We start from the raw sequence: 23,484 nt of genomic DNA, 5'->3' as shown, positions 1-23,484 counted from the left end.
TTTGTGTCCTATGAAATGTTTATAAAATCTGATGTGTTTGCATATACGCATCAAGCTCGGCTTGCGTCACCACTTTGGTGACATTCATTTCATCAACCCGAACAAGTAATAAACCACCCAAAGCCGGTTGATAACGGCGGGCACTGCCAAAAGGTGTATAGGAAACTTTAGACTGTTCTGCAAAAAACAGCCAGTCCTCATGTCCCAGCATCACAGCAACAGGAACCAAATCTTGTTGCTGCATCTGTTGAATTTGCTTGAGTACATTCTGTTCAATGGTTTCTGTGGTCATTTCAATCTAGTCATCGTCTTAATCAATATTTCACACCGACTAGAATTCAAAAAATTCCTCGGTACGGTGCCCTATACTTTATCGTTTTTTAAAATCAGAAGCACCGTCATTTTTTTTGGCAGCGATTGAGTTGTTGATAAAATGATATGGGGTTTCCTCTTCAGCTCTGTGTTTTTAAATAATTCCCCCAAACAGCTCAAAGATAGAAACATTTAAGCCCTACTTAAAATTGTGTTTAAATATTTCCAGTGCAAAAAACAAGAAACATAGATTTAAATAAATATAAATCAATTAGATATAAATCATAAACTTAAATACAAGATTATTTTTTATCCGCAATTTAATTATTTTTTATGCATTTACTGCATAAAAAAAATACAAAATATTTATTTTATAAAAAACCTGCTCACGCTACCCTTTAAAAAAATACCAGCATCCCTATTAATTATTTAACAGCAGTCGGTATCCAATATAAACAAGGAGTTCTCTCGTGAAGAAAGTTGTTAAGGCAAAAAATTTAATTGCATTTCGTATCTGGTTAGAAAAATTGGGTTATTCGGTAAAATCATTGACGGATAATCGTGGATTTACCTTTAGCTTTAAAAAAGAATATGGGCTGGTGACTTGTGACTTAGCAGGTAATGCCCTTGCCATGCAGCTTGGTGAAGAATTTGAAGATCATTTAAAAGCTTAAAAGACTATTTGTAATTTTGGATCGAGACAAAAACAATAATAATTTCAAATCTATTCTAAAAAGCCCACTTTTGGGCTTTTTATTTATATTTACTTTCTTTCAGGCAATAAAAAAGCAAGGTCATTTACCTTGCTTTAATATGGTGGGGACGGAGAGACTCGAACTCTCACACCTTGCGGCGCTGGAACCTAAATCCAGTGCGTCTACCAATTTCGCCACGTCCCCATTCGAGTACCAACTTAGTGCTGGATTTTTTTACAACAAAAAAGAAAGGCCATTTACCTTGCTCTAATCTGATGGTGGGGATAGAGAGACTCGAACTCTCACGCCCAGAAGGCGCTGCGACCTGAACACAGTGCGTCTACCAATTCCGCCATATCCCCATCAGGGCACCAACTAAATGCTGGATTTCTTACAACAAAAAAGCAAGGTTATTTACCTTGCCTTAATATGATGGTGGGGACGGAGAGACTCGAACTCTCACACCTTGCGGCGCTGGAACCTAAATCCAGTGCGTCTACCAATTTCGCCACGTCCCCATCAGGGTACCAACTAAGTCGTTGGATTTTTAAAACTTGGCAGAGGATCAAGGATTCGAACCTTGACGAACGGTTTTGGAGACCGTCATGCTACCATTACACCAATCCTCTGTTACTTAATTATCAAGCTAAGTTGATATTTAAGTGGTGGGGACGGAGAGACTCGAACTCTCACACCTTGCGGCGCTGGAACCTAAATCCAGTGCGTCTACCAATTTCGCCACGTCCCCAATGGCTGTGTATATTATAGAGATCGATTACTCATGACAAGACCTTTTTATGAAAAATCCACTTGTTTGTTTAAATAAAAAACAAAAACCGTTTTTCTGTATTTTTCTTAAACAATTTCAGTGAGTAAGCCCTGTTTTATCGTGTAAATATCAGTAAATCTCTTCTCTTTTTGCTTTGCTAACATTCCACGTAAATAGGTTTCAAACAGCAAAAAATGTTGTGGCAGTTCAATATTTAACTGCTGACAATGTAAATAAGCCCATTCCTGGTAATTTTTAGCACTTAGACGCTGTGCGCTGAGCCATTCATAGAGAATAATGCCTAAAGCATAAATATCGGTTTGCACGGTTTTCTCTGCACCATGAAAAAGTTCGGGTGCCATATAGCGCGGTGTTGCAGTTAGGTTTTTCAGGTTTTGTACTGAATTGATTTTTTGTACCTGTTCAAAATCGATTAAACATGTACGGTTTTCATATTCAACGAAGTGCTCGCGTTTTAAATCGCCATGAATCCAGCCTGACTGATGTAATTGATCCACAGCATCCAAAAGCTTTAAAAACGTCTGTTTGATCTGTTGCAGTGACATCTTGACACAATCACCGAGCAATAACTCTGCATCGCTTAGAATCAATGCAGCACTGCCCTCCGCTTCTAACGCAGCCAGTTTTTTATAATGAGGAATCATTTGAAAAGGTAATAGAAAATCAGGCATACAGTTAGAAGAATTGGGTTGATCTAAAAATTGCTGATAAAAAACCAGTTCATTCAAGAACCCGGCTTCAACGCTTGGATGGCTATTTAAGCTTTGGGTTTTTAACCAATAGCGTTGCTGCTGATATTCAAAGGTATATAAACAACGCCCAAAAGTTAAACTTTTGGGCTTGGTCTTTGATATTAAACAGATGTTAGAAAAATCTACATCCTTAAACTGCAATAAATTCTGCAGTTTTTTGCTCTGGATCATGTTGATAACTTAAAAGCTCCAAACAGTGCTGGATGGTTTTACCGACACGGGCATGAGTTTCAATCGAAGATATTTTCGGCCATGTTGCGCGCTCGCCTTCTCTTTGCAATAACTTGAACAAATATGGACGTGGGTTCTGAAACATATAACTATAATGGCGTAAGCTATAATCACCGACGATATTTAAATCACCATAATAGCCTTGATCAATCACCCCAAAACCATGATCGAGCAAACGGCGTACAGGAGGAAGCATTCCGACTCGGCCACGCGCAAAATCCATAATTCCCTTGGTAATAACTTTGCCCTGACGACGTACAATGCGCTCTGGCCAGCTCATCACATCTCGACGGTAGCGTTCTGCATCACTTTGCATGAAAGGAACAATATGTGGATTCACCTGACTGGCAATGGTGTAATTTAAATTATACAGTCGTGCCATTTTTTCTTGCGGGAAATCACTCCTCACACTGCCATCCACCCAGCGGGTATTGGACATATAAGGTGTCAACTTGCCATCGTAACGCTTACTGGTGAGTTTAACTGGTGGAAATAGGATAGGCACAGCACAGGATGCCAGCACAGCACTCCAGACCAGTAAATCTGGCGAAGTATAAGTATTCATGATGCGGGCTTGTTGTGAGGTATCATAAGGTGCTACAGCGACATTAATATGTAAACCGGAAGTTTTAAAGGCTTCTTCAAATGTCACATCACCCAGATTTTCTAGCAGGAATTTTTTCAGGTATTTTACATCGGCAAAACCACCGTTGCCCTTTAAAAGGTCACCAAATTTACGAAAGTGAAAAGCTTCGGTAAAAAAGTTTTCACCATTTAAAAGACCGGTAATATCTGAAGGTTTTGAAGTACCGAGCATGGTGGTCATGATTGCCCCGGCACTCGAACCGGATAACACTTTAGGCATTAAATCCTGTTCAAGCAGTGCTTTACATACGCCGGTATGAAACAGTCCTAAAGTTGCCCCACCTGAAAACATGATCGCAGGCTGGCCATAAGCTTTTTTACACTGCTGAAAGAACTCTATTTTTTTTTCCAGACACAGACAAGTACAGTCAGCCGAAGCGATGTAAGCCAGGCTGTCACTGACTTCTTCCACATAATCTTCAATGATTTTTTTAGTGCCCACATAGGTGGCACTAAACAGCATGGGATGTGCAATATTGGCGATATCGTAACTTAAACCTTCACGTAATATGTACATGAGATCTTCAGTCCGTTTTTGAAAACGGTAGCGCTTTAACCGGCTTAATCGCTCGGAAATAATTTCAGCATCAAAATAAGGTGAACAGTTGTCAAATTTCCATTCTTGTGCACCGGATTCTTCGTCTATTTTTAGTGCGATGCTTTTCCATTCTTCATATGTTTCAGCCGCAGCGAGCTGGCTTTTTAATTTTTTTATACGGTACGCTTGATGTGGATTAATATTTGTTGTGAAATCATTAAATAACATATCTATCCCTCAAACACTTTCATTGTTATTTCCTATCCCTGATCGGATATCGAACATCATATTTGCACAATCCACAAGTGATTCATCAATCATGATACCCCCTATTCAATTGGCAAACTATGACTATTTGATATACAGTCCCCATGTAAGACAATCTTTCTTTTCACTTTGTGCATATAAGCTGAACCATCATGGCAACAATTGATTTACCTGACAATATCTTACAAGTTCTTGCTACTGTACTCCAACAACTACAGCAAAACTTACCTGAACTGAAACAAGAAACCAACTTTGAAGCTTCTGCATATAAGTGGCAAGATCACCAGTTAAAAGCCATTCAGCAGCCTAAAAAAATCTATTTGGACGATTTAAAAGGTATTGAAAAGCAAAAAGAAAAAGTGATTCAGAATACCCGACAATTTTTAAAAGGCTTGCCTGCCAACGATGTGCTACTGACAGGCTCACGCGGTACAGGGAAATCATCAATTGTACGTGCACTGTTAACGGAGTATGAATCTAAAGGCTTGCGTTTAATTGAAATTGAACGTGATGATTTAGCTGATCTGCCCATCATTCAGCAATTAATTGAAGGACGTCCTGAAAAATTTATTGTCTATTGTGATGACCTAGCTTTTAACGCCGAAGATGAAAATTATCGCAGTTTAAAAAGTGTCCTGGATGGTTCATTACAATCCGGTTCAAGCAATTTTATTATTTATGCCACCAGCAACCGTCGTCATTTGCTGCCTGAGTTTATGCATGAAAATACGCCAGTCACTCGTGTAGATGTACCGCAATATACAGAGCTGCACCCGCAAGAAGCCATTGAAGAGAAAATTTCACTGTCTGACCGTTTTGGCATGTGGCTGTCTTTCTATCCGATGGATCAGAACTTGTACCTGGAAATCGTGCAGCACTATTTAACCAAAGCAGGTATGTCCATGACGGATGAAGTACGCGCCGAAGCGTTAAGATGGTGTCAGGCACGTGGACAGCGCTCAGGTCGTGCTGCCTATCAGTTTTCTAAACATTGGATTGGTTCACAATTACTTCAGTCTCAATAATTACCTTAAATTTGTGAAAACTGGAAAAGAGTTTCTCGTCTTCTTTTCCAGAATTAAAAAGAGGCGAGAGCCTCTTTTTAATTCTTTATATTCAAGCTTCGCTCGGATTGGTCAGTTCTGTCATTGGCCAGCGTGGCGTAGTCGTCACAGACAGACCATCATGCTGCCCTGCTTTTAATCGCTGATAACCTGCAAAAGCAATCATCGCACCATTATCGGTACATAAAGCAGGTTCTGCATAATATACAGTTGCTTTGATCTTAGCCAAGTCTGCTTCCAAACGCTCACGTAAACGCTTGTTGGCACTTACACCACCTGCAATCACCAAACGTTTTAAACCCGTTTGCTTCAAGGTTTTCACTGATTTTTTAACCAGTGTATCGACCAAAGCTTCCTGAAAACTTGCCGCAATATCCGCTTCACGACCTTGGCCTTCCACTTTTTTCAACTGAATTGAAACAGCCGTTTTTAAACCGCTAAATGAAAAGTCCAGACCTTGGTGTAACATCGGACGTGGAAAATCAAAAGCTTTAGCATCGCCCTGTTCTGCAAGACGTGAAATATTTGGACCACCCGGATATGGCAGGCCCATCATCTTGGCCACTTTATCGAATGCTTCACCGGCCGCATCGTCAATCGACTCACCCAGCAATTCATACTGACCAATACCATGTGCTGCCATGAGCTGGGTATGACCACCAGAGACCAATAAAGCGACAAACGGAAATTCTGGCGGAGTTTTGGACAACAATGGCGCCAGCATATGACCCTCCATATGATGCACACCAATCGCCGGTTTATTCAGCGCAAAAGCCAAAGTCCGGCCAAACAAGGCTCCCGTCATCAACGCACCCATCAAGCCCGGACCACGTGTATAGGCAACTGCATCAATGTCTGATTTTTTTACATTACTTTGTTCAAGCAATTGATTAATTAAAGGAATTAACTTGCGCACATGATCACGGGAAGCCAATTCAGGAACCACGCCGCCATATTCGGCATGCAGTTTAATCTGACTATATAACACCTGTCCTATTAAGCCGACTTCACTGTCATAGAGTGCTAACCCGGTTTCATCACAAGAAGTTTCCAAGCCCAGAACGATCATTAAACTGCCTTTTACCCGTATCTAAATATTGCTAAAGCTATTATAGACTTGTGATATGAGATGTAAATGAGTAAAATACTGTCCTTCACTTGTGATCTAAGGCAATCGTGCCGCAGATCTTATCCATAACTTAATGAGGATTCTTCATGCCACAAGTTAAATTGAAAGAAGGCGAACCAGTAGACGTAGCTATCCGTCGTTTCAAACGCTCATGCGAAAAAGCGGGTGTTTTAGCTGACGTTCGTAAACGTGAATTCTACGAAAAACCAACTCAAGAACGTAAACGTAAAAAAGCTGCTGCTGTTAAACGCTACCAAAAGAAATTGGCGCGTGAATCAGTACGTACTACTCGCCTTTACTAAGATTAATTTGTGATTGACTGCTTGGAATAAATAATGACTACTTTAAAAAACCAGATAACTGAAGTTTTGAAAGCAACTATGCGTGCTAAAGAAATGGATAAGTTAACGGTAATACGTGGTCTACAGGCGGCAATTAAGCAAATCGAAGTCGATGAGCGTAAAGAACTTGACGACGCTCAGGTTCTTGCGGTCATTGAAAAGCAAATCAAACAACGAAAAGAATCGGTTAAAGCCTTTGAAGGTGCTGGCCGTGATGATTTAGCTAGTAAAGAACAAGCCGAAATTGAAGTTTTATCTCAATTTCTACCAGAAGCTATGACTGAGGAAGAGCTTGATTCTATCATTGCGCAAACTATTGCTGCGCAAGAAGCTACTAGCATGAAAGATATGGGTAAGGTGATGAACTCTCTACGTCCGCTCATAGCCGGGCGTGCCGATCCTGCACAAGTTTCAGCTAAAATTAAAGCGAAACTTTCTTAATCTTTCATAACCTGATTTATCAAAATAAAATTCAATTGTTTGGTTTGGACTATTTAACAACCTGGTTAAATAGCCCTAAATCAATAAAACATTCCCTTATTTAAATTTTTCCACATCGTCTTCTTTTATTGTATTTTTTTAGCCCAGTCATCTAAACAGCAGATGGATTTCTAAAAATTGCACTGAATATTATATTTTTTCAAAATCAGCATTTCTTTTGACGACATCACTTGGTTAATCACATCTTGCCTGGTCATCTGTCTAAATTGACGATCTAAAGATTCCCTGTTCTGATCTGCCGCCTGATACAAACTATCAATATAACGTCCCACTATTGCACAATATTGTGCTTGCTGCTGTGGCGTAAAGCTTGCCTGCTGCGCATTTAAACTTCTAAAAAAGTTTCTGCTCTCCTGCTTATACTGCTCAGAGATTTGATCCACGGCCGCAACATATTGCTCTACACTTGCAACAGCCATATTTGATCCCACACACCCCAACAGCCATAAAGCCAATAATATTTTTTTCATAAATCAATCAATACTGTTCGTTATTCGAAATATACAACCCATAAAGATTATCATAAGCCTCATCATTTCAGCTGCAGATTTTATTCATCTATATGTAGAAAATCAGGTTTATATTGAATATAGGCTTGCTCGGAAGGTGCGGGTAAATACCCTTGCGTGACCGTTCCCAAACGCAAACGAATGATGTCAGGTAAATCGACGTGATATGAATAAATCGGGCTGCCGCATTCCTGACAAAAAACCCGTGCTTTATTCGGGCTATGTAAATATTCTTTTAGAAATTTAATCCCAGTGGTAATTTCAAATTTTGATTTCTGTAAGGGACTATTCCAGCCAAAGATTGAGCCTTGGGCCATTTGACAATCTTTACAGTAACAGATGATAGTTTTTTCAATTTCACCATCATAACAATACTTCACTCTTCCACATAAGCATTGACCTTCTAGCATGTGCCACTCCTTATTTTTATTATTACTGCAAAATAATCATCTGCAATTAGATTCTTAACTGCCGCTCTTTTTGCATTTCTTGAATCCGTGTTTTTAATTTTGCAGCCAACACCGCATTATCTTTAATCAGGCGCTGTGCATGCAATAAGGACTTAATCGCATTTTCTTCCGATCCTGACCAGTATTCCACTTCCGCCCGATAACGCAGCACATTCACCGTCCTAAACGCTGACTGCCGGTCTATATTGGCCGTTTGCTGCATTAAACGCCAAGCTTGAATATCACGTGGATTTTTATTGATAAATCGCTGAATCAGTTTCTGCGCCTGCGCAGCATCTCTCTGTCGAATCAAAACTTCAGCCAATTTAAAAGCCAAAGCCCGATTTTCCGGCATAATCCGTGCTGCGGATTGAATAGCCTGATACGCTTGCTCGGTTTTATTTTGTCCCAGATAAATATCGGTCTGAATTAAAACCAATAAATTGTTAAGGCGCTGATGTTTTTTTGCCTGATCCAAGACCTGCTGCGCTAAAACATAATCGCCCTGTTTAAGATAAAATGCAGCCAATGCCAACTGCCCGGCAAAATTATTACGATTCGCCAAAACCTGAAGTTGTTGCTCTGTGGTTTGGTTAGAAATGACCCGGCTATACCATTTCAGAATTTCAAAATCCTCATCATGCAAATTCGATTTCACTCGAGGAAATTGATTGGCCCTTAAACGCGCTTCACTCATCCGCTGCGTACTAAGCGGATGAGTCAACCAGAAATCGGGTAAAAAACTAACCTTACTGGTTGCCCGGTCCATCACTTCAAAAAAGTCAGCCATGCTTTGCGGGTTATAGCCTGCGCTATACATATACTGCATACCAATCCGGTCTGCTTCTCGCTCCTGGTTACGGCTATAGTTCAGCTGCTTATCCATTAAAGCCGCCTGTGTCCCTAGCATGATTGCCGTTCCAGCATCACCATCCGCTTGTGAGGCAATGAGTGCACCCACCAGCAATCCAGCCAGGGTCAACAGTCCTTGTCCTTTAAACGCTTCCTGTGAACGACTGTAATGACGTTGTGACACATGTGCCACTTCATGCGCCATCACCCCTGCCACTTCATCCATATTTCGGGCAGAGGTCACCATTCCCGTATTAATGGCAAACAATCCACCCGGAACAGCAAAAGCATTAATTTGAGGGTCATTGATAATCACCAGCCCTATGGGTTGTCCCAGCTGAGTCTGGCTTAAAATATGTGAAAATACGTTCCCCAACTGATCTTCCAACCACGGGTTTTGCAGAACTGGCATTTGGTGCTGTACTTCACGAAATACTTTTTCACCAATCATTTTTTCTTTTTGCTGGTCTATCAAGCCTACGCCGCTACCAATTTCAGGAACATTAAATTGCGGAGCTAAATTGACATTTTCACTGTGCGTCAATGCCATTGCTGAAATCAAAGTGATGTTGCAAGCCCATAAAAACCGTTTCAATGTGATGTTCTCAAACTGTTTTTTTCAATTTATCCGACTATAACATTGAAGATTGAAGGGATATGCAATGAAGTGTTATCAAATTTTAAGAAAAGGAAGCATTCACTACATAAGGCGGTGTGCGCCCTTCCAATGCATCCACCAAATTACGATAAGCCAGTTCAGCCATTTTTTTACGCGTTTCTGCAGTCGCAGAACCCACATGCGGCATAGTCACTACATTTTCCAAGCTAAACAGTTCGGACTCCTGTAAAGGCTCTTTTGCATATACATCCAGTCCGGCGGCAAAAATTTTACTAGTTTTTAGCGCATCAATGAGTGCCTGCTCATCCACCACGGAACCACGGGCAATATTGACAAAAACCGCATGCGGCTGCATTTGATCGAACTCGTGCTGTCCAATCAATGCCTTGGATTCTGCATTTAAATCCACAGCAACCACTACAAAATCTGACTGCTGTAACAATTCATCCAGCTCACAATAACAGGCATTTAAAGGCTGGGCCAGTTCCAGTTTCTCACGACGGTTATGATAAAGAATATTCATGTTAAAACCATAAAAACCACGGCGTGCAATCGCAGCGCCGATATTGCCTAAACCGACAATACCTAAGGTTTTACCGAACACATCTTGCCCGAATTGTGCTTGGCCCACAGTACGTTGCCAATTGCCCTGCTTGGTCCACCGATCCAGAGCCGGAACTTTACGTGCTGCACTCAACAGCAGGCTAAAAGCCAAATCAGCAGTGCTTTCAGTTAATACATGCGGGGTATTGGATAACCAGATTTTTTTCTGGTTTAAATAGGCCAGATCATAATTATCATATCCCACACTAACACTGGAAATAATTTTAAGTTGCTGTGCCGTGGCCAAATTACTCTCATTGAGTAAACGCCCTGCACCAATCATTGCATCGGCATCTTTAACCTGTTCACGTATTTGTTCATTCACATCACCCTGTTTCGGGTTAATGAGGACTACATGATATTGTTGTTGTAATCGTTGAAGGATTTCCTGATCTAACTGGCTAAAAACCACGACTTTCTTGTTCATGTTCCATCCGTGTTTTGAGGCGATTTTTGCATAAACTGCCACAAGCGTTTTTTTAATAAGGGCTGATCCAGCATTTCCTGCAAGCCAGCCAGACTAATACTTTTTGAATGTTCAAAATAAGCACATTGCCCGAGAAAAATAATGTTTTTATCTGCACTTATTGCATCAAGAAAGCCTTGCACATAACTTTCCGCGCCATGACCATCCTGAAAATTCATTAAAGGAAATGGCCACTGCAATTCATAATATTCAGCCGCTACTGCATGCTGGATATTATTCCAAAGTTGCTGTTGTTCTGCTGTGATTTCGGTTGCTTCGACAACAATGACACAATGCGGCAAACTCAAGGCCTGTAACTGGAAAGCTGCAATTTGCAGTGCTGCACGCTCTGCAATAACCTCAGTGACAACTTCCACTTTTTCAACGTTTGTGGAAACCGAAGTGTCCAACAAGTCAGGTTTAGGCTCTGGCTTTTGGTCTATTTTAAGCTCTAATGGCAATACGGCCGGCGCTTTTGCCAGCACAATTTCAGTCTGATATTCAGGTGCAGCCTGATCTCGCCAGAGTGATGAAGATGGCAATTTTTGACATGCAACATCCCGAGGAATCCAGATATCGATCCCCAATGTTGCCAATATGTCACGCTGATGCCCTATCATCTTTTTTCATCACCAATTGAATACTTGGTATTCTAACGAGATTACTGATTTTTTGCTGTGCTTTTATTGAATCATCACCAATTTTATCGCAGCTTGTCTAGACAATCATCAAACTGTTTTTCTTCTGCATCAACTCGACAATTTCATCGGTTTCAAAACCAAAACGCCAATACAGCAGTTGCAGTACATCAAGCTCATCCTGAGTAATAATACGATCATTCCATAAACACAATTCAGCAACACCTAAAATACTTAAACGGTCACGAAGCAGCAAACCTGCAATATCATTTAAGATTTCTGCCAAATCGATCGGTTCATCCGAAATTTCAGCATACATTTCCAGTTCTTGCCCCGTCAGCACCCGATGGAGAATTTTTTTACGTACATCAAGCTGATTCTGGCTATTAATCTGCTGTACATGTAACAAGGCATCTATCAAACGCACGATCTGCGGTTTAACGTCTTCCAGTGATGTCGGGGTATGCAGGGGCAGCAGATTTAATTCATATTTCACACATTCCAGCAACAAGGCATCCAGTAGACCAATTTCACCATCTTCCTGAATAATTCGCGCTAGTTTCATTAAAAACTGTCGTGCAATGGTCGCAGGCATCGTGCCAATATTTTTACAGGCTTCATGAAAGATCGAGATATGTACCCGACCATCCAAATGCAGCAATGAATCCACAATTGCACGACTGACTTCGGCCTCGGCAGGAATAAATTCACGGTACTGACGGATCATTAAAATCGCCACCATCACTTCTCGTGAACCTGTTGCAGTTTGCAGGGCACGCTGGATCAGCTCAGGACGCTGCATGTTGTCGCGAATTTCCGGATTTAAAGGCTTGATCGCATCATTAATGGCAAAACTAATCGGTGATAAACGCAGCAATGGCAAGGGCTGTGGTGAGCTCCACGGTGTATATACTTCACTATTCAGTTCATCAAGCGAACGAAACAGACTAAATAATGGCTGATTCCGCAATTTTTTTAAATTTTCAAGTTGTAAATCCTGCACCAGCCCAGGGTTCAATTCATAAATACGCTGTTCGATACTGGGATGAATATTCATCCAGTTTTGTGGACTTAATGAGTTAGCAAAACACATATGCGAAATAGATTCGGCATATTCGCTATGAATCTGCGAACCTGAATGATGCACATAAATTCTGAGCAAGGTTTGTACATTGGCATCGTTTTGAATCAGGCGTCTGGTTTTTTGGTCATTTCTAAAAGTACGACCACCCAGTGAAATATATTTAATAAATCGGGTAACCAAAACACCCAGGCTTCCAATCAGCCAGATCACCCCACCCATCGCCACAAAGGAAGTCGCTAATTTATGTGTATGTGCCTGACCATGCTTGGTAAAGCCCAGTTTGGCAATTTTACTGCCCCACTGACTAAACGTGGTCAGGCTACTGTAGAGAATTTTTAAACGGGTATTTTCAGCGGTTTCACCAGATAAAATTTTATTAAACTCATGACTGAGCAAGCCATAAAGTTCCAATTCATCCAAATTCTGTAAAGCACCCCAAGTCAAAATAATCACAATATTAGGTGGATAGGACCCTGCTGTAAGTGCATTCACGCCTACTTCATCAGGAAGTACGTATACTGCTGGAGCATCAATTAAAAAAGTATCAGCCAGTTGTTCGGTAATTTTAAGTGCAATACTTTCTTCAGGAATACTTTCAATAAGGCTTAAGCGACGTGCTCCCAACTGTTTTGCCAGTGAGTGTCCACCTGAACGAAACACATAAAACTCATACAGCACAGAAATAGTCATCACGCTCAGTAAGAGCACAATGAGATAAGGACTGAGTACATGCCAGAAAATAGATTGAGTTTGGTCAAAATAAAAAACGTTTAATCCGACAATAGTATTTAAAATAAATAGCGAAAGCAGTACCGCAAGCATACAGACACTTGCAGACCAAACCATATTTTTATTTTTTATGAAAGAATAACCCACATACTTCAATGTAAAGTTCCTGTATTACATTGTATTTATTCACCTATCATAAATTAAAAAAGCGGGAATTTCCCGCTTTTCATAGTATGAAAGAAGAATTTATTCTTCTTTCACCCCAGTCAAGTCTACTGATGCCGCATCGATATTGACATCAATATAACCGCCTTGGGATTTTTTAGCAGAATCATTACGCTTGCTCTCAAGTTCATCAAGATAAGCTTCATCAATACCACCTGCCACATATACACCGTCAAACACAGAACAGTCAAACTCTTGTAATGCCGGCACCTTGCTGGTACGAACTGCGCCTTTTAAATCTTCCAGATCCTGGAAAATTAAACGGTCAGCACCAATAATTTCACGAATTTCTTCAACACTACGATTCGATGCAATCAATTCTGCTTTTGCAGGCATATCAATACCGTACACGTTTGGATATTTCACCATCGGTGCAGCTGAAGCAAAGAATACTTTTTTCGCACCGGCATCACGTGCCATTTGAATAATTTCGTTACAGGTCGTACCACGTACAATCGAGTCATCCACCAGTAAAACGTTTTTGCCTTTAAACTCCAGTTCAACCGGGTTTAGCTTTTGACGTACTGATTTCTCACGCTGCTTCTGGCCAGGCATAATGAAGGTACGTCCGATATAACGGTTTTTCACAAAACCTTCACGGAACTTAACCCCCAAACTATTTGCCAGTTCCAAAGCAGAAGTACGAGAAGTATCTGGAATTGGAATAACCACGTCGATGTCGTGCTCATCACCCCATTCACGGATAATCTTGTTGGCAAGCTTTTCGCCCATCTTTAAACGTGCTTTATACACTGAAATGCCATCGATGATTGCATCTGGACGTGCAAAATACACATATTCGAAAATACAAGGACGATATTCAGGATTTTCCGCACATTGCTTGCTAAACAACTCACCCTTTGAAGTAATCAAAATGGCTTCGCCTGGTTCAATATCACGTTCAACCTTAAAGCCTAAAGCGGTAATCGCTACAGACTCGGAAGCAATGATATATTCAATACCTTTTTCAGTTTCACGCGAACCATAGATCAGTGGACGAATACCATTTGGGTCACGGAAACCCACCAGACCATGTCCAGTAATCATGGCAACTACACCATAAGCACCCTTGCAGCGCTCATGTACACGCGACACCACCTCAAAGATATCATCCGGTGATGGATTCAATTTGCCGTTCTTGTGCATTTCATGTGCAAAAACGTTTAACAGCACTTCAGAATCCGAGTCGGTATTCATATGACGAAGATCTGTTTTAAACAAATCTTCATGAATTTCTTCAGCATTGGTCAAGTTACCGTTATGCGCCAAAGTAATACCGTAAGGCGAGTTCACGTAAAATGGCTGTGCTTCTGCACTACTTGAAGAACCCGCTGTCGGATAACGCACATGACCAATACCGTAATTACCTAGCAGTGCACGCATGTGACGCGTATGGAAGACATCTCGCACCATACCGTTGTCTTTACGCAGGAACAGCCGTCCTTCATGACAAGTTACTATTCCGGCTGCATCCTGACCACGATGCTGTAACATCGTCAATGCATCAAACAACATTTGGTTAACGGGTGACTTACCAGCTATACCAACTACTCCACACATAGCAACCTCGCAAACAAGCTAGGATTAATAAAAAGGATTATTTGTTGATTCGCCTGTACGCGCTGCATGCTTCTGCGTTTTTTCAGACGTTGTGTCGGAAGATGACGCTGTATCTTCAGACTTGATATGAGCAAGTGCCCCTTGCGCCGCTTCTTTAGAAAGTTCGGTCGCCCAGGGTGCATAAGGAATAAGAAGTTGTACAAATTTAGATTGTTTCCAATGCGGAGAACTTTCCACCCAAGGACCCAGACCCTGCATTGTAATGAGTACAATCAATAAACCCTTTAAAGAGCCAAAAGCACCGCCCGCCAATCTGTTGAGGGGGCCAAGTTTTAGACTCTTTAATATCTTGTTAAGTAATGCGGTAATAATCCAGGTTAAAACCACCATCACCAATACAATAAATGCAAAAGCTGCAATTTTTTGTACCACTGGATCTGCACTGAGTGAGACCATCGAAGGTGCCAGGATAGCTGCGTATTTTGCACCGATGACCAGCGCAAAAACCCATCCTACCAAGTTCGCAAAGGCTGAAACCAATCCTTGTCGCAAACCGTTGAGCCCTCCAATGAGCAAAATAATCAGTATGAAGATATCCAGTGTATTCATGGCGTGTTTAAAGCATCAACACAATCTTTAACCAAGGTTGGACCCGTATATATGAGGCCACTATAAATTTGTACAAGGCTGGCACCTGCCTGTTGTTTCGCAACGGCCTGTTCGCCCGACAAAATCCCGCCTACACCAATCAATGGAATCTGCCCTTTCAATACTTTAGCAAAAGCTGCAAGACAAGCGGTACTTTTTTCAAATACTGGAGCACCAGACAAGCCCCCTGCTTCATCACCATGTTTCAGGTTTTCTACACCTTCACGTGACAAGGTGGTATTGGTGACAATCAAACCATCAATTTTAAACTGAAGCAATTGTTTAGCAATAAACTCGATATCTTCAGCAGTCAGATCTGGCGCAACTTTAAGAACTAAAGGGACATAATGCTGATGCTCTTCCGCCAGTTCAAGTTGACGCTTTCTTAAGGTTTGTAACAATTCAGTGAGGGCATCACCACTTTGCAGGCTACGCAAGTTTTTAGTATTTGGTGAGGAAATATTGACCGTGATATAAGAGGCGTAGTTGTAGACTTTTTCCAGGCAAATCAGATAGTCATCAACTGCATTTTCAACAGGAGTATCGGCATTTTTACCAATATTAATGCCTAAAATGCCTTTGAATTTTGCAGCTTTGACATTTTCAACCAGTTTGTCTACCCCGTCATTATTAAAACCCATACGGTTAATAATGGCTTTAGCTTCAGGCAACCGGAATAAACGGGGATGCGGATTACCCGCTTGTGGGCGCGGTGTAATGGTTCCAATTTCAATAAAACCAAACCCCAGTCCAGCCAGGGCATCAATATAAGCGCCATTTTTGTCTAAACCGGCTGCCAAACCTACCGGATTGGGAAATTCAATCCCCATACAGGTCACAGGTTTGGACGCTACGTTTTGACGCATCATGCCCATGCGATGAGCTGATTTCAATAACGATAATGTTAGCTCATGTGCACGCTCCGGTGCTAAAGAAAACAACAAAGGGCGGGCAAGAGAATACAACATATCTATAAAAGTCTACTGCTTTTTAAGTCGCCATATTATAGGCATAGCCTGTACAAAACACCATGCTTCACAGATCTTTATTTTTACCCATTATTGCACTGTCGCTGTTAATTTAATCTGACCTGCCTCAGAAATTAACTCTATTTTTTCAAGGCTTAGACCCATCTGCGCCAATTGAGTTAAAAAATTTGCCAAAATGGCATAATTTTCATGCGCTGCCACAATCTGAATTTGCTCGCCTGTTTGCTGCGATGCCACAGATAATCCCTGCTGCTGGGCAACACGCTGAACTTTATCTGCCGCACTTAACTGCAAATCATCAGACGGTTTCATGGTCACTGCATTGCTTTGCATCCAGACCATCATATCTTTTAAGTCATTAACCCGATTCTGCTGTTTATTCGCAGCCGCATGCATATACCAAAGTGCTGAACCAATAGCCGCAACCAGAACAAAAATAGTGGTAAAAATCACCATATAACGTTCACGTGGCGACAGCTGATCCAGATAATCGGTGATTCTTTCAACGGCCTGGTCAATCGAGTTTTGCAGTTTTTCTGATGTATTCATTATTGTATTTTCACCAATCCCATTACACCTGCACCATTCGGCTGAATATTGCCTAATTCTGCCTTAAAGCCTTGCTGATTCAGCTGCTGGATTAAATTTTGCAGCACAGTCGATGAGTTTGCTTTCAGCTCCATGTTTAAGACCGAAGCCTCGTAGTGGATACGATTCGCCACAATCTGATTTTGCATGAGCACCGGGCCAATACGACTAAGTAACTGCAAGGCTTGGGTATTGGCGCTTTTATTCAAGCGCACATGACTTTCAAACTGGCTTTTTAAATTCTGTTCGGTGACACGGCTACTCTGTCCAAACCAGTATTTATACTGATCAATGGCTTGCTGTGCAGTCTGGTTTGCTACCTTCTTATACTTATACCAGCGTGTCGCATCATAGCTAAACTGGATGATTAAAGCTGCGACCAATACGACAGCACAGGCTTTCCAATAGCCCGATACACCCGTGCTATTTTTAGCTTTGGGCAGAATATTAAACGGATGGCTTTGTGCTTTCTTTAATAACGGAACTTCATAATGAAAAGATTCAATCTGTTCATGCGTCACCATAGCTTCAAGGCTTTGCATTTGTTCAGCAGTAAAATTACTGATTTTATAAGACTGACCCGGAGGCTGATAGTCTAAAAAGAGGGACAAATCATCTACCGAATTTCCCCTAAACTCACTTTCACGTACCAGCAAGCGTCCTGATAAATTCGCAATGATGGTTTGCCCCATCTCCGGAACCGGTAAAATGAGAAAATCAGGCAATAAGGAAACGACTTTAACCGGGATTAAACTCAAGGCATGTTGCAAGGTTTCAACCGTACTATTTGCCACACCCAAAATGATCAATTGATCTGGGTTTTGAAAATGATGCAATATTTTCATTGAATCGATGGGCAAAACCACAAATTCTTCTAATAAATATTTTACTCCGTCCGCACCCAATTTCTTGTATTGAGGCTTGGCCAGACTTTGTTGCAGCATCTGCACTTCACGACTAGGGAAAAATACAACTGCTTCTTGCCCATGCTGGTCTTGAGTCTCTTGAATTAATTGTTCAAGACTAGAGGCTGGATACCAGCGCTCTCCAGTCGACCATTGCCAAACCCCATTGGCTTCAGGCATCCATATATACAACATTAATATTTTTCTGCCGTTTTAATTAATATTTTATGCGTTTGGAATAAAACTTTTTAACTGCGTTGATAATCCAGTTGCAATCACTGCCTGCTCATATATCCGCGCTTCAGCCAAAGCATACGGATGAAAAGGTTCTGCTGTCAACAATGATTCAATATGTGCCACCACATTCATATGACACACCACCACAATGGATTCATAAGGTAACTGTGACAACCAGTCCACTGCCAATTTTGCATCATCATCGGGCTTAATCTTATTGCACACCAGCACAGGTACATCATGAAAATAATGTTGCAAATGTGCCAGAGTTTCTTGTGCACGCAATAAGGGACTCACCACAAACGCATCAGGCTGAATGATATCCTTTAAATATTCTGCAGTAAGCTGCGCCTGCGTATGTCCACGCTCGGTTAAAGGACGCTTGTCATCATTGCCATGTACCGCTGGAACAGCTTCACCATGACGGACTAAGGTAAGTTGCATAAAAAATTCCTTATTTTCGAATATGCAGCCATTATAGCCAAGCTTTATGAACGCAATAATATGATTTAAAAATTACACCTCATTATGCGGCAAAACAAATTCCACATCACTACGGTGACCATTTTTCATGAGTGAAAGTGCAATGCTTAAAGGCGGCGCACCTTCAAAAATCACATCATATAATGCACTGGTAATCGGCATATAGACACCTAATTCTTCCGAACGGCTGCGCACCTGCACAATGGTATTAATCCCTTCAGCAGTTTGACCCAATTCTTTGGTGGCCTGCTCCAGAGTCTTGCCTGAACCCAAGGCAAAACCTACCTGATAGTTACGGCTGAGCGGACTATTACAGGTTGCAAACAAGTCACCCACCCCTGACAAACCCAGGAAAGTCAGCGGGTTTGCACCCAGTTTCACCGCAAAACGGCTCATTTCTGCCAGTGCACGGGTTAAAATCATGCTCTTGGTGTTTTCACCCACCTTATAAGCAGCAGCCATACCCATAGCCACAGCATAGATATTTTTTAATGCCCCGCCCAGTTCAACGCCATGTACATCATCACTGGCAAAAACCCGGAATAATGCACTGTGTAATGCTTGCTGTACGGCATAACGCACCAGTTCTGATTGACTGGCAATCACCGTTCCCGCAGGTTGCCCAGCCATAATTTCTTTGGCCAGGTTCGGTCCGGAAAGTACACCATAGGGAACCTGGGGCAGTTCTTCACGAATAATATCACTCATAAAATGGAACGTTTTCGCCTCAATTCCTTTGGTTAAGGAAATGACGGCCTGCGAGCTAATAAAAGGCTTAATTTGTTTCAGTACATCGCGAAAAGAATGGCTAGGAATAGCCACTAAAATAATGTCACGATTACAAACAGCAGTTTCTAAATCCGATACCGCCTTTAAACCTGACTCTAAAGTAAAATCAGGTAAATAGCGTTTATTGATATGGGTCTGATTAATTTCTTCGGCTGCCGCCTCATCACGAATCCAGATCATGGTGTCGCAACCATTACGGACAGCGGTATTGGCCATAGCCGTACCAAAACTACCACCACCCAACACGGTCACACGCAAGGCCGTTTTTTTATCAACTGCAACCGGTTCAACAAGATCTGAAAATTTCAACTCTGACATTATTTTTATATCTCAACTCATGATTCAATACAGTTACTTATTCCAATAACTGACATAATTTTGTGTATTCACTGCTATACGCGCTGGAATTGCCTTTGCCGCCGTTCCAATATAAATAATTCCAGAAATCAAATCATCTTCTGCCAGCCCCAGAACTCGCTTAAACAATGGTGATTCAACCACTGCCCCGCTACGCCACATGGTGGAAAAACCCTGTACCTGTAAAGACAACAAGAAGTTTTCGATTGCCGCGCCCGAACTTAAAGTCTGTTCAAAATTGGGAACTTTAGGATGCGGCTGAAATTGGGTTAATGCCAAAACCAGCAGTGGTGCGCGAAATGGATGGTTTTTAACACGTTCCAACTGTGCTGGATCGGTTTCACCCAAATCCGCCAGAGCTTTGGACAGCAACTCGCCAAAAGCTTCACGCTGATCACTCGGAATCACCACAAAACGCGTGGGCTTTAAACGATGATGATCTGGTGCAGTCAAGGCAGCCTGAAAGGCTTTCTCCAGTTGCTCCGCATTCGGTGCAGGCCCTACCAAATGCCCAATCGACTGACGTTGATGAATATTTTGATGAACCGTATCTGCCGCTGAATCCGTCATTGACTTTTATATCTGTGTACTAAAATATTTCACCAAGATTAGCATAATCTTGTTCAGATACTCTAGAGCGTTGAGTGAATGTCTCTTCCAATATTCATCTTGCATCTCTATCAGTCACATAGTGCTCATATAAAGCTGCATTTTTTATACAAGCCCTTCAAATATCATTCAAAAAATCATGTTCAAATAACTTAAATTTTTTCTAAAACAATCCAGGGGAAAAAGATGAATCAAGTTTTTGCGCTCGCTTCAACTGTTGCCGTTGCTCTTGCCTTAACTGCCTGTGCATCCAATCCAACCACATCATTAGCGATTCAAAAAGAAAATAATCAATACGAAGTGACGGGTATAGGTAAAAGCAGTTTAATTTCTAAAAATAACGCGATTACCGCAGCCAATAACGCCTGTGGTAAAAAAGCCACACCTGTTATCGTGAATGAAAAAACTGAATACAATGGTGCCTTAAAAGGTGTAGTTGATGAACAAACTGGACAAATGATTCAGGCGGCAACCACTGTACTTGGCACCCTGGCTGGCAAAAGTGGCAGTCTGGCACGTGATGAAGACTACCAAACTGTACTAACGTTCACTTGTCGAGCCAACTAAACACTCTAATAAGGATCTATTTCATCTTATTCACTCAATAAAGATGTCTAAGTAAAAAACCAAAAAGCCGCTTCAATAAGCGGCTTTTTGGTTTACACATCATTTAATTCTGAGATAGATATATTAAAATTAACAATAACCTTCTAAACGGGTTAAAGGTAATTTCTGACCAATGGCCTTTTCAATTTCCGGAAGATAGAACGCATCATCTTCAGAAAGGAAACTGATACTGACTCCACGGGTTCCCGCACGGCCAGTACGGCCAATACGATGAACATAGTCATCTGACTGTTCAGGCAGGGTAAAGTTAATGACATGCGAAACGCCATCCACATGAATACCACGACCTGCAACATCAGTCGCGATCATAATATTATGTTGACCATGCTTAAACTGGTCCAGCATTTTTAAGCGCTTGTCCTGTGCTATTTCACCAGACAGCATCACCACTTTATAACCGTCTTTTTTCAGGTGATCATAAAGTTTACGTACCTGATCACGACGATTGGCAAAAATCATGACCTTTTCAATCGGTTCATCACGTAAAATTTCTTGCAACAACTTATATTTATCTGTTTTTGCAACCATATAAACACGCTGTTCTACATCAGCATTGGTTTTCTTTTCTGGCTCAATTTCTACAGTCACCGGTTCGAACAACCACTGCTGTGCCAAATTCAACACATCATAACTAAAAGTGGCAGAGAACATTAAGGTCTGACGTTGTTCTTTACGCGGAGAAAAACGCACGATACGTTTTACCGATGGAATAAAACCCATATCCAGCAAACGGTCCGCTTCATCAATCACTAAAAATTCAATCTGATCCAGCCAGACTTCTTTTTGCTCGACAAAATCGATTAAACGACCTGGAGTTGCAACAATAATATCGACAAACTTTTTATCCAGCTGTGCTCTCTGCTTATCAAAATCTACACCGCCCAGCAATGTCACCAGGTGCAAATCGGTAAATTTGGTGAGCTCTTTGGCATCACTTTCAATCTGTAAGGCCAGTTCACGGGTTGGAGCAAGAATCAGCGCACGCGCTTCGCCACGAAAGCGTTGTTCTTTAATCGGATTGTTGAGTAAATCATTAATTACACTCACCAGGAAAGCTGCTGTTTTCCCTGTACCGGTTTGTGCACGACCAATGGCATCATGACCAGCCAAAGTGAATTTTAAAACCTTTTCCTGAATAGGTGTCATTTCTTTGAAACCTAAAGCATCAATTGCCTGTTTCAGTTTCGGATGTAAATTTAAGGTTTCAAAACCAGATGACATATAAATGTGCTCTAACTTAATATCAGGAAAATAGGAACCCATTATAAACAAAAACGCCCCAAATTACATTGGGGCGTTCTCATGAATAATCAGGCGATTAGTCTAAAGGTTGTACTTCTTCAGCTTGGAAGCCTTTTTGACCTTTAACTACGCTGAATTCAACACGTTGACCGTCACGAAGTGAACGGTGGCCGTCACCTTGGATAGCACGGAAATGAACGAATACGTCATCGCCGCCGTTACGTTGAATAAAGCCGAAGCCTTTAGTGTCGTTGAACCATTTAACTACGCCTTGTTCACGAGCTGTCATAAGTTAATCCTCATTGTATTTAATTAAAGGACCACCCGGTGTTGCAAACAGCAGAGTAAACAAGGTTTAAAAATAATTATTATTTCTAAGCTTGTAATCATTCTGTATTACTATTAACAAAATCCCGGTTACATCCATTGCAATATCCAATTTTAAGACGCCTTAAATAGTGTCATTAATTTTGAATACGCAAGGAGCTTAACACGGGTTTCTAACAATTCATACTTTTTTTTTCGATTAATCTTCTTTTTGATTCAGCTTATTTTTTACTAATTATTTCCTTATTTTAGATAAGTACTTTTATGTTGAAGTTATATAATTTTATTGGGCTTTGGCACTAAATTTGCTAATATTTATATAAATTTAATTAGATATTGAATGTGATGAACGATCAGGCCAATTCAGCAATAATCATTGATGCCATGGGCAAACCTTGCCCCATGCCATTATTGATGCTTAAGCGAGCGATCAAGAATAAATCAGGTGGCATATTTCTACTCAAATCTTCAGACCCTCATAGTCAGCAAGATGTAAGCCGTTATTGCCAGATGCATCAAATGAACTGTGATATGACTAAAATTTCTGATTCTGAGTATCACTACTTAATTGAATCTTAATTATTTTCAATTAAACTAGAACGTTTCAAATGTGCATAAAAAATTACATTTCTCTACCCAATATTCCTTAATTCAAGAAAATATTGGATTAAGATAAATTTATTA

Annotated in this window: 26 protein-coding genes and 5 tRNA genes; 6 read left to right on the top strand and 25 right to left on the bottom strand. The window is 41.1% G+C overall.

Annotated elements, in window-relative coordinates; translation table 11 throughout:
* Positions 1-19: 19 nt before the first annotated feature.
* Positions 20-292: a hypothetical protein gene (locus tag ACE01R_RS00490; protein ID WP_395544052.1), complete on the bottom strand. Its 273-nt coding sequence runs from the start codon at positions 290-292 to the stop codon at positions 20-22.
* Positions 293-782: 490 nt separating this feature from the next.
* Here ACE01R_RS00490 and ACE01R_RS00485 point away from each other — a divergent pair, with 490 nt between their 5' ends.
* A complete protein-coding gene (locus ACE01R_RS00485) occupies positions 783-986 on the top strand; it encodes a hypothetical protein (protein WP_086176023.1) in 204 nt (67 codons plus the stop codon).
* A 140-nt stretch (positions 987-1,126) separates the two neighbouring features.
* On the opposite strand, the gene ACE01R_RS00480 is transcribed toward ACE01R_RS00485, so the two are convergent.
* The 7 genes from ACE01R_RS00480 to ACE01R_RS00450 form a co-directional block, all read right to left on the bottom strand.
* Positions 1,127-1,211: transfer RNA gene (locus tag ACE01R_RS00480), tRNA-Leu, on the bottom strand.
* 72 nt (positions 1,212-1,283) lie between these two features.
* Positions 1,284-1,369, bottom strand: a tRNA-Leu gene (locus ACE01R_RS00475).
* A gap of 71 nt (positions 1,370-1,440) precedes the next feature.
* A tRNA-Leu gene (locus ACE01R_RS00470) sits at positions 1,441-1,525 on the bottom strand.
* A 37-nt stretch (positions 1,526-1,562) separates the two neighbouring features.
* Positions 1,563-1,636 (bottom strand) — tRNA-Trp (locus ACE01R_RS00465).
* Positions 1,637-1,670: 34 nt separating this feature from the next.
* A tRNA-Leu gene (locus ACE01R_RS00460) sits at positions 1,671-1,755 on the bottom strand.
* Between the two features lie 107 nt (positions 1,756-1,862).
* Complete coding sequence (locus ACE01R_RS00455; RefSeq protein ID WP_395544050.1) at positions 1,863-2,720, bottom strand: protein kinase; 858 nt, start codon at positions 2,718-2,720, stop codon at positions 1,863-1,865.
* Complete coding sequence (locus ACE01R_RS00450; RefSeq protein ID WP_395544049.1) at positions 2,680-4,191, bottom strand: DUF3336 domain-containing protein; 1,512 nt, start codon at positions 4,189-4,191, stop codon at positions 2,680-2,682. Before ACE01R_RS00450 ends, ACE01R_RS00455 begins: the two co-directional genes overlap by 41 nt.
* Before the next feature lie 191 nt (positions 4,192-4,382).
* Between ACE01R_RS00450 and ACE01R_RS00445 the strand changes: the two genes are divergently transcribed.
* Positions 4,383-5,255 carry an ATP-binding protein gene (locus ACE01R_RS00445; RefSeq protein ID WP_395544048.1) on the top strand — a complete coding sequence of 291 codons (873 nt, stop codon included), beginning with the start codon at positions 4,383-4,385 and terminating at the stop codon, positions 5,253-5,255.
* A gap of 91 nt (positions 5,256-5,346) precedes the next feature.
* Here the strand turns inward: ACE01R_RS00445 and tsaD are convergent, their stop codons facing one another.
* Positions 5,347-6,363, bottom strand: a complete 1,017-nt coding sequence (gene tsaD / locus ACE01R_RS00440; protein ID WP_395544045.1) for a tRNA (adenosine(37)-N6)-threonylcarbamoyltransferase complex transferase subunit TsaD — start codon at positions 6,361-6,363, stop codon at positions 5,347-5,349.
* A 146-nt stretch (positions 6,364-6,509) separates the two neighbouring features.
* On the opposite strand from tsaD, the gene rpsU reads away from it, so the two are divergent.
* Positions 6,510-6,725, top strand: coding sequence for a 30S ribosomal protein S21 (rpsU, locus tag ACE01R_RS00435; protein ID WP_001136722.1), 216 nt, complete (start codon positions 6,510-6,512; stop codon positions 6,723-6,725).
* A gap of 33 nt (positions 6,726-6,758) precedes the next feature.
* A complete protein-coding gene (locus ACE01R_RS00430; protein WP_395544038.1) occupies positions 6,759-7,205 on the top strand; it encodes a GatB/YqeY domain-containing protein in 447 nt (148 codons plus the stop codon).
* 170 nt (positions 7,206-7,375) lie between these two features.
* Here the strand turns inward: ACE01R_RS00430 and ACE01R_RS00425 are convergent, their stop codons facing one another.
* The 14 genes from ACE01R_RS00425 to ACE01R_RS00360 form a co-directional block, all read right to left on the bottom strand.
* Positions 7,376-7,735, bottom strand: coding sequence for a hypothetical protein (locus ACE01R_RS00425; protein WP_395544033.1), 360 nt, complete (start codon positions 7,733-7,735; stop codon positions 7,376-7,378).
* An 80-nt stretch (positions 7,736-7,815) separates the two neighbouring features.
* A complete protein-coding gene (locus tag ACE01R_RS00420; protein ID WP_395544021.1) occupies positions 7,816-8,184 on the bottom strand; it encodes a GFA family protein in 369 nt (122 codons plus the stop codon).
* Positions 8,185-8,230: 46 nt separating this feature from the next.
* Complete coding sequence (locus ACE01R_RS00415; protein WP_395544012.1) at positions 8,231-9,625, bottom strand: M48 family metalloprotease; 1,395 nt, start codon at positions 9,623-9,625, stop codon at positions 8,231-8,233.
* Between the two features lie 130 nt (positions 9,626-9,755).
* Positions 9,756-10,724, bottom strand: coding sequence for a 2-hydroxyacid dehydrogenase (locus tag ACE01R_RS00410; protein ID WP_395544011.1), 969 nt, complete (start codon positions 10,722-10,724; stop codon positions 9,756-9,758).
* Positions 10,721-11,383, bottom strand: a complete 663-nt coding sequence (locus ACE01R_RS00405; RefSeq protein ID WP_395544006.1) for a hypothetical protein — start codon at positions 11,381-11,383, stop codon at positions 10,721-10,723. The genes ACE01R_RS00410 and ACE01R_RS00405 overlap by 4 nt, the downstream gene beginning before the upstream one ends.
* A 97-nt stretch (positions 11,384-11,480) precedes the next feature.
* A complete protein-coding gene (locus tag ACE01R_RS00400) occupies positions 11,481-13,331 on the bottom strand; it encodes a M48 family metalloprotease (protein WP_395544004.1) in 1,851 nt (616 codons plus the stop codon).
* A gap of 129 nt (positions 13,332-13,460) precedes the next feature.
* Complete coding sequence (gene purF / locus ACE01R_RS00395) at positions 13,461-14,999, bottom strand: amidophosphoribosyltransferase (protein ID WP_395543997.1); 1,539 nt, start codon at positions 14,997-14,999, stop codon at positions 13,461-13,463.
* Between the two features lie 24 nt (positions 15,000-15,023).
* Positions 15,024-15,608, bottom strand: a complete 585-nt coding sequence (locus ACE01R_RS00390) for a CvpA family protein (RefSeq protein WP_395543993.1) — start codon at positions 15,606-15,608, stop codon at positions 15,024-15,026.
* Positions 15,605-16,615 carry a quinone-dependent dihydroorotate dehydrogenase gene (locus ACE01R_RS00385; protein WP_395543991.1) on the bottom strand — a complete coding sequence of 337 codons (1,011 nt, stop codon included), beginning with the start codon at positions 16,613-16,615 and terminating at the stop codon, positions 15,605-15,607. The genes ACE01R_RS00390 and ACE01R_RS00385 overlap by 4 nt, the downstream gene beginning before the upstream one ends.
* Before the next feature lie 90 nt (positions 16,616-16,705).
* Positions 16,706-17,185 carry a type II secretion system protein GspM gene (gspM, locus tag ACE01R_RS00380; RefSeq protein ID WP_395543990.1) on the bottom strand — a complete coding sequence of 160 codons (480 nt, stop codon included), beginning with the start codon at positions 17,183-17,185 and terminating at the stop codon, positions 16,706-16,708.
* On the bottom strand, positions 17,185-18,324 hold the full coding sequence (gspL, locus tag ACE01R_RS00375) for a type II secretion system protein GspL (RefSeq protein WP_395543989.1): 1,140 nt from the start codon (positions 18,322-18,324) through the stop codon (positions 17,185-17,187). The genes gspM and gspL overlap by 1 nt, the downstream gene beginning before the upstream one ends.
* Positions 18,325-18,354: 30 nt before the next feature.
* Complete coding sequence (locus ACE01R_RS00370; protein WP_395543988.1) at positions 18,355-18,810, bottom strand: phosphoglycerate mutase family protein; 456 nt, start codon at positions 18,808-18,810, stop codon at positions 18,355-18,357.
* 72 nt (positions 18,811-18,882) lie between these two features.
* Positions 18,883-19,956 (bottom strand): NAD(P)H-dependent glycerol-3-phosphate dehydrogenase, encoded by a 1,074-nt coding sequence (locus tag ACE01R_RS00365; RefSeq protein ID WP_395543987.1) that lies wholly within the window; start codon positions 19,954-19,956, stop codon positions 18,883-18,885.
* Positions 19,957-19,989: 33 nt separating this feature from the next.
* Positions 19,990-20,565 (bottom strand): nitroreductase, encoded by a 576-nt coding sequence (locus ACE01R_RS00360; protein ID WP_395543986.1) that lies wholly within the window; start codon positions 20,563-20,565, stop codon positions 19,990-19,992.
* 225 nt (positions 20,566-20,790) lie between these two features.
* Here ACE01R_RS00360 and ACE01R_RS00355 point away from each other — a divergent pair, with 225 nt between their 5' ends.
* Positions 20,791-21,171 (top strand): hypothetical protein, encoded by a 381-nt coding sequence (locus tag ACE01R_RS00355; protein ID WP_395543985.1) that lies wholly within the window; start codon positions 20,791-20,793, stop codon positions 21,169-21,171.
* Positions 21,172-21,300: 129 nt separating this feature from the next.
* On the opposite strand, the gene rhlB is transcribed toward ACE01R_RS00355, so the two are convergent.
* Together rhlB and ACE01R_RS00345 are read right to left on the bottom strand one after the other, a co-directional pair.
* A complete protein-coding gene (rhlB, locus tag ACE01R_RS00350) occupies positions 21,301-22,452 on the bottom strand; it encodes an ATP-dependent RNA helicase RhlB (RefSeq protein WP_395543984.1) in 1,152 nt (383 codons plus the stop codon).
* A gap of 97 nt (positions 22,453-22,549) precedes the next feature.
* Positions 22,550-22,762 (bottom strand): cold-shock protein, encoded by a 213-nt coding sequence (locus ACE01R_RS00345; protein WP_004648643.1) that lies wholly within the window; start codon positions 22,760-22,762, stop codon positions 22,550-22,552.
* A gap of 383 nt (positions 22,763-23,145) precedes the next feature.
* Between ACE01R_RS00345 and ACE01R_RS00340 the strand changes: the two genes are divergently transcribed.
* Positions 23,146-23,379 carry a sulfurtransferase TusA family protein gene (locus ACE01R_RS00340; RefSeq protein ID WP_395543982.1) on the top strand — a complete coding sequence of 78 codons (234 nt, stop codon included), beginning with the start codon at positions 23,146-23,148 and terminating at the stop codon, positions 23,377-23,379.
* Positions 23,380-23,484 lie beyond the last annotated feature (105 nt).

The organism is Acinetobacter sp. BSP-28 (assembly GCF_044130285.1).
In the GTDB taxonomy this organism is placed as follows: Bacteria; Pseudomonadota; Gammaproteobacteria; order Pseudomonadales; family Moraxellaceae; genus Acinetobacter.
Note: the sequence above shows the minus strand (reverse complement) of the source record. Positions and strands in the feature narration are given on the sequence as shown.

What these genes read in the sequence shown, in the direction of transcription:
- ACE01R_RS00490 (WP_395544052.1), bottom strand. Translation starts at nt 292, where the DNA reads ATGACCACAGAAACCATTGAACAGAATGTACTCAAGCAAATTCAACAG.
- ACE01R_RS00455 (WP_395544050.1), bottom strand. Translation starts at nt 2,720, where the DNA reads ATGATCCAGAGCAAAAAACTGCAGAATTTATTGCAGTTTAAGGATGTA.
- ACE01R_RS00450 (WP_395544049.1), bottom strand. Translation starts at nt 4,191, where the DNA reads ATGTTATTTAATGATTTCACAACAAATATTAATCCACATCAAGCGTAC.
- ACE01R_RS00445 (WP_395544048.1), top strand. Translation starts at nt 4,383, where the DNA reads ATGGCAACAATTGATTTACCTGACAATATCTTACAAGTTCTTGCTACT.
- tsaD (WP_395544045.1), bottom strand. Translation starts at nt 6,363, where the DNA reads ATGATCGTTCTGGGCTTGGAAACTTCTTGTGATGAAACCGGGTTAGCA.
- rpsU (WP_001136722.1), top strand. Translation starts at nt 6,510, where the DNA reads ATGCCACAAGTTAAATTGAAAGAAGGCGAACCAGTAGACGTAGCTATC.
- ACE01R_RS00430 (WP_395544038.1), top strand. Translation starts at nt 6,759, where the DNA reads ATGACTACTTTAAAAAACCAGATAACTGAAGTTTTGAAAGCAACTATG.
- ACE01R_RS00425 (WP_395544033.1), bottom strand. Translation starts at nt 7,735, where the DNA reads ATGAAAAAAATATTATTGGCTTTATGGCTGTTGGGGTGTGTGGGATCA.
- ACE01R_RS00420 (WP_395544021.1), bottom strand. Translation starts at nt 8,184, where the DNA reads ATGCTAGAAGGTCAATGCTTATGTGGAAGAGTGAAGTATTGTTATGAT.
- ACE01R_RS00415 (WP_395544012.1), bottom strand. Translation starts at nt 9,625, where the DNA reads ATGGCATTGACGCACAGTGAAAATGTCAATTTAGCTCCGCAATTTAAT.
- ACE01R_RS00410 (WP_395544011.1), bottom strand. Translation starts at nt 10,724, where the DNA reads ATGAACAAGAAAGTCGTGGTTTTTAGCCAGTTAGATCAGGAAATCCTT.
- ACE01R_RS00405 (WP_395544006.1), bottom strand. Translation starts at nt 11,383, where the DNA reads ATGATAGGGCATCAGCGTGACATATTGGCAACATTGGGGATCGATATC.
- ACE01R_RS00400 (WP_395544004.1), bottom strand. Translation starts at nt 13,331, where the DNA reads ATGGTTTGGTCTGCAAGTGTCTGTATGCTTGCGGTACTGCTTTCGCTA.
- purF (WP_395543997.1), bottom strand. Translation starts at nt 14,999, where the DNA reads ATGTGTGGAGTAGTTGGTATAGCTGGTAAGTCACCCGTTAACCAAATG.
- ACE01R_RS00390 (WP_395543993.1), bottom strand. Translation starts at nt 15,608, where the DNA reads ATGAATACACTGGATATCTTCATACTGATTATTTTGCTCATTGGAGGG.
- ACE01R_RS00385 (WP_395543991.1), bottom strand. Translation starts at nt 16,615, where the DNA reads ATGTTGTATTCTCTTGCCCGCCCTTTGTTGTTTTCTTTAGCACCGGAG.
- gspM (WP_395543990.1), bottom strand. Translation starts at nt 17,185, where the DNA reads ATGAATACATCAGAAAAACTGCAAAACTCGATTGACCAGGCCGTTGAA.
- gspL (WP_395543989.1), bottom strand. Translation starts at nt 18,324, where the DNA reads ATGTTGTATATATGGATGCCTGAAGCCAATGGGGTTTGGCAATGGTCG.
- ACE01R_RS00370 (WP_395543988.1), bottom strand. Translation starts at nt 18,810, where the DNA reads ATGCAACTTACCTTAGTCCGTCATGGTGAAGCTGTTCCAGCGGTACAT.
- ACE01R_RS00365 (WP_395543987.1), bottom strand. Translation starts at nt 19,956, where the DNA reads ATGTCAGAGTTGAAATTTTCAGATCTTGTTGAACCGGTTGCAGTTGAT.
- ACE01R_RS00360 (WP_395543986.1), bottom strand. Translation starts at nt 20,565, where the DNA reads ATGACGGATTCAGCGGCAGATACGGTTCATCAAAATATTCATCAACGT.
- ACE01R_RS00355 (WP_395543985.1), top strand. Translation starts at nt 20,791, where the DNA reads ATGAATCAAGTTTTTGCGCTCGCTTCAACTGTTGCCGTTGCTCTTGCC.
- rhlB (WP_395543984.1), bottom strand. Translation starts at nt 22,452, where the DNA reads ATGTCATCTGGTTTTGAAACCTTAAATTTACATCCGAAACTGAAACAG.
- ACE01R_RS00345 (WP_004648643.1), bottom strand. Translation starts at nt 22,762, where the DNA reads ATGACAGCTCGTGAACAAGGCGTAGTTAAATGGTTCAACGACACTAAA.
- ACE01R_RS00340 (WP_395543982.1), top strand. Translation starts at nt 23,146, where the DNA reads ATGAACGATCAGGCCAATTCAGCAATAATCATTGATGCCATGGGCAAA.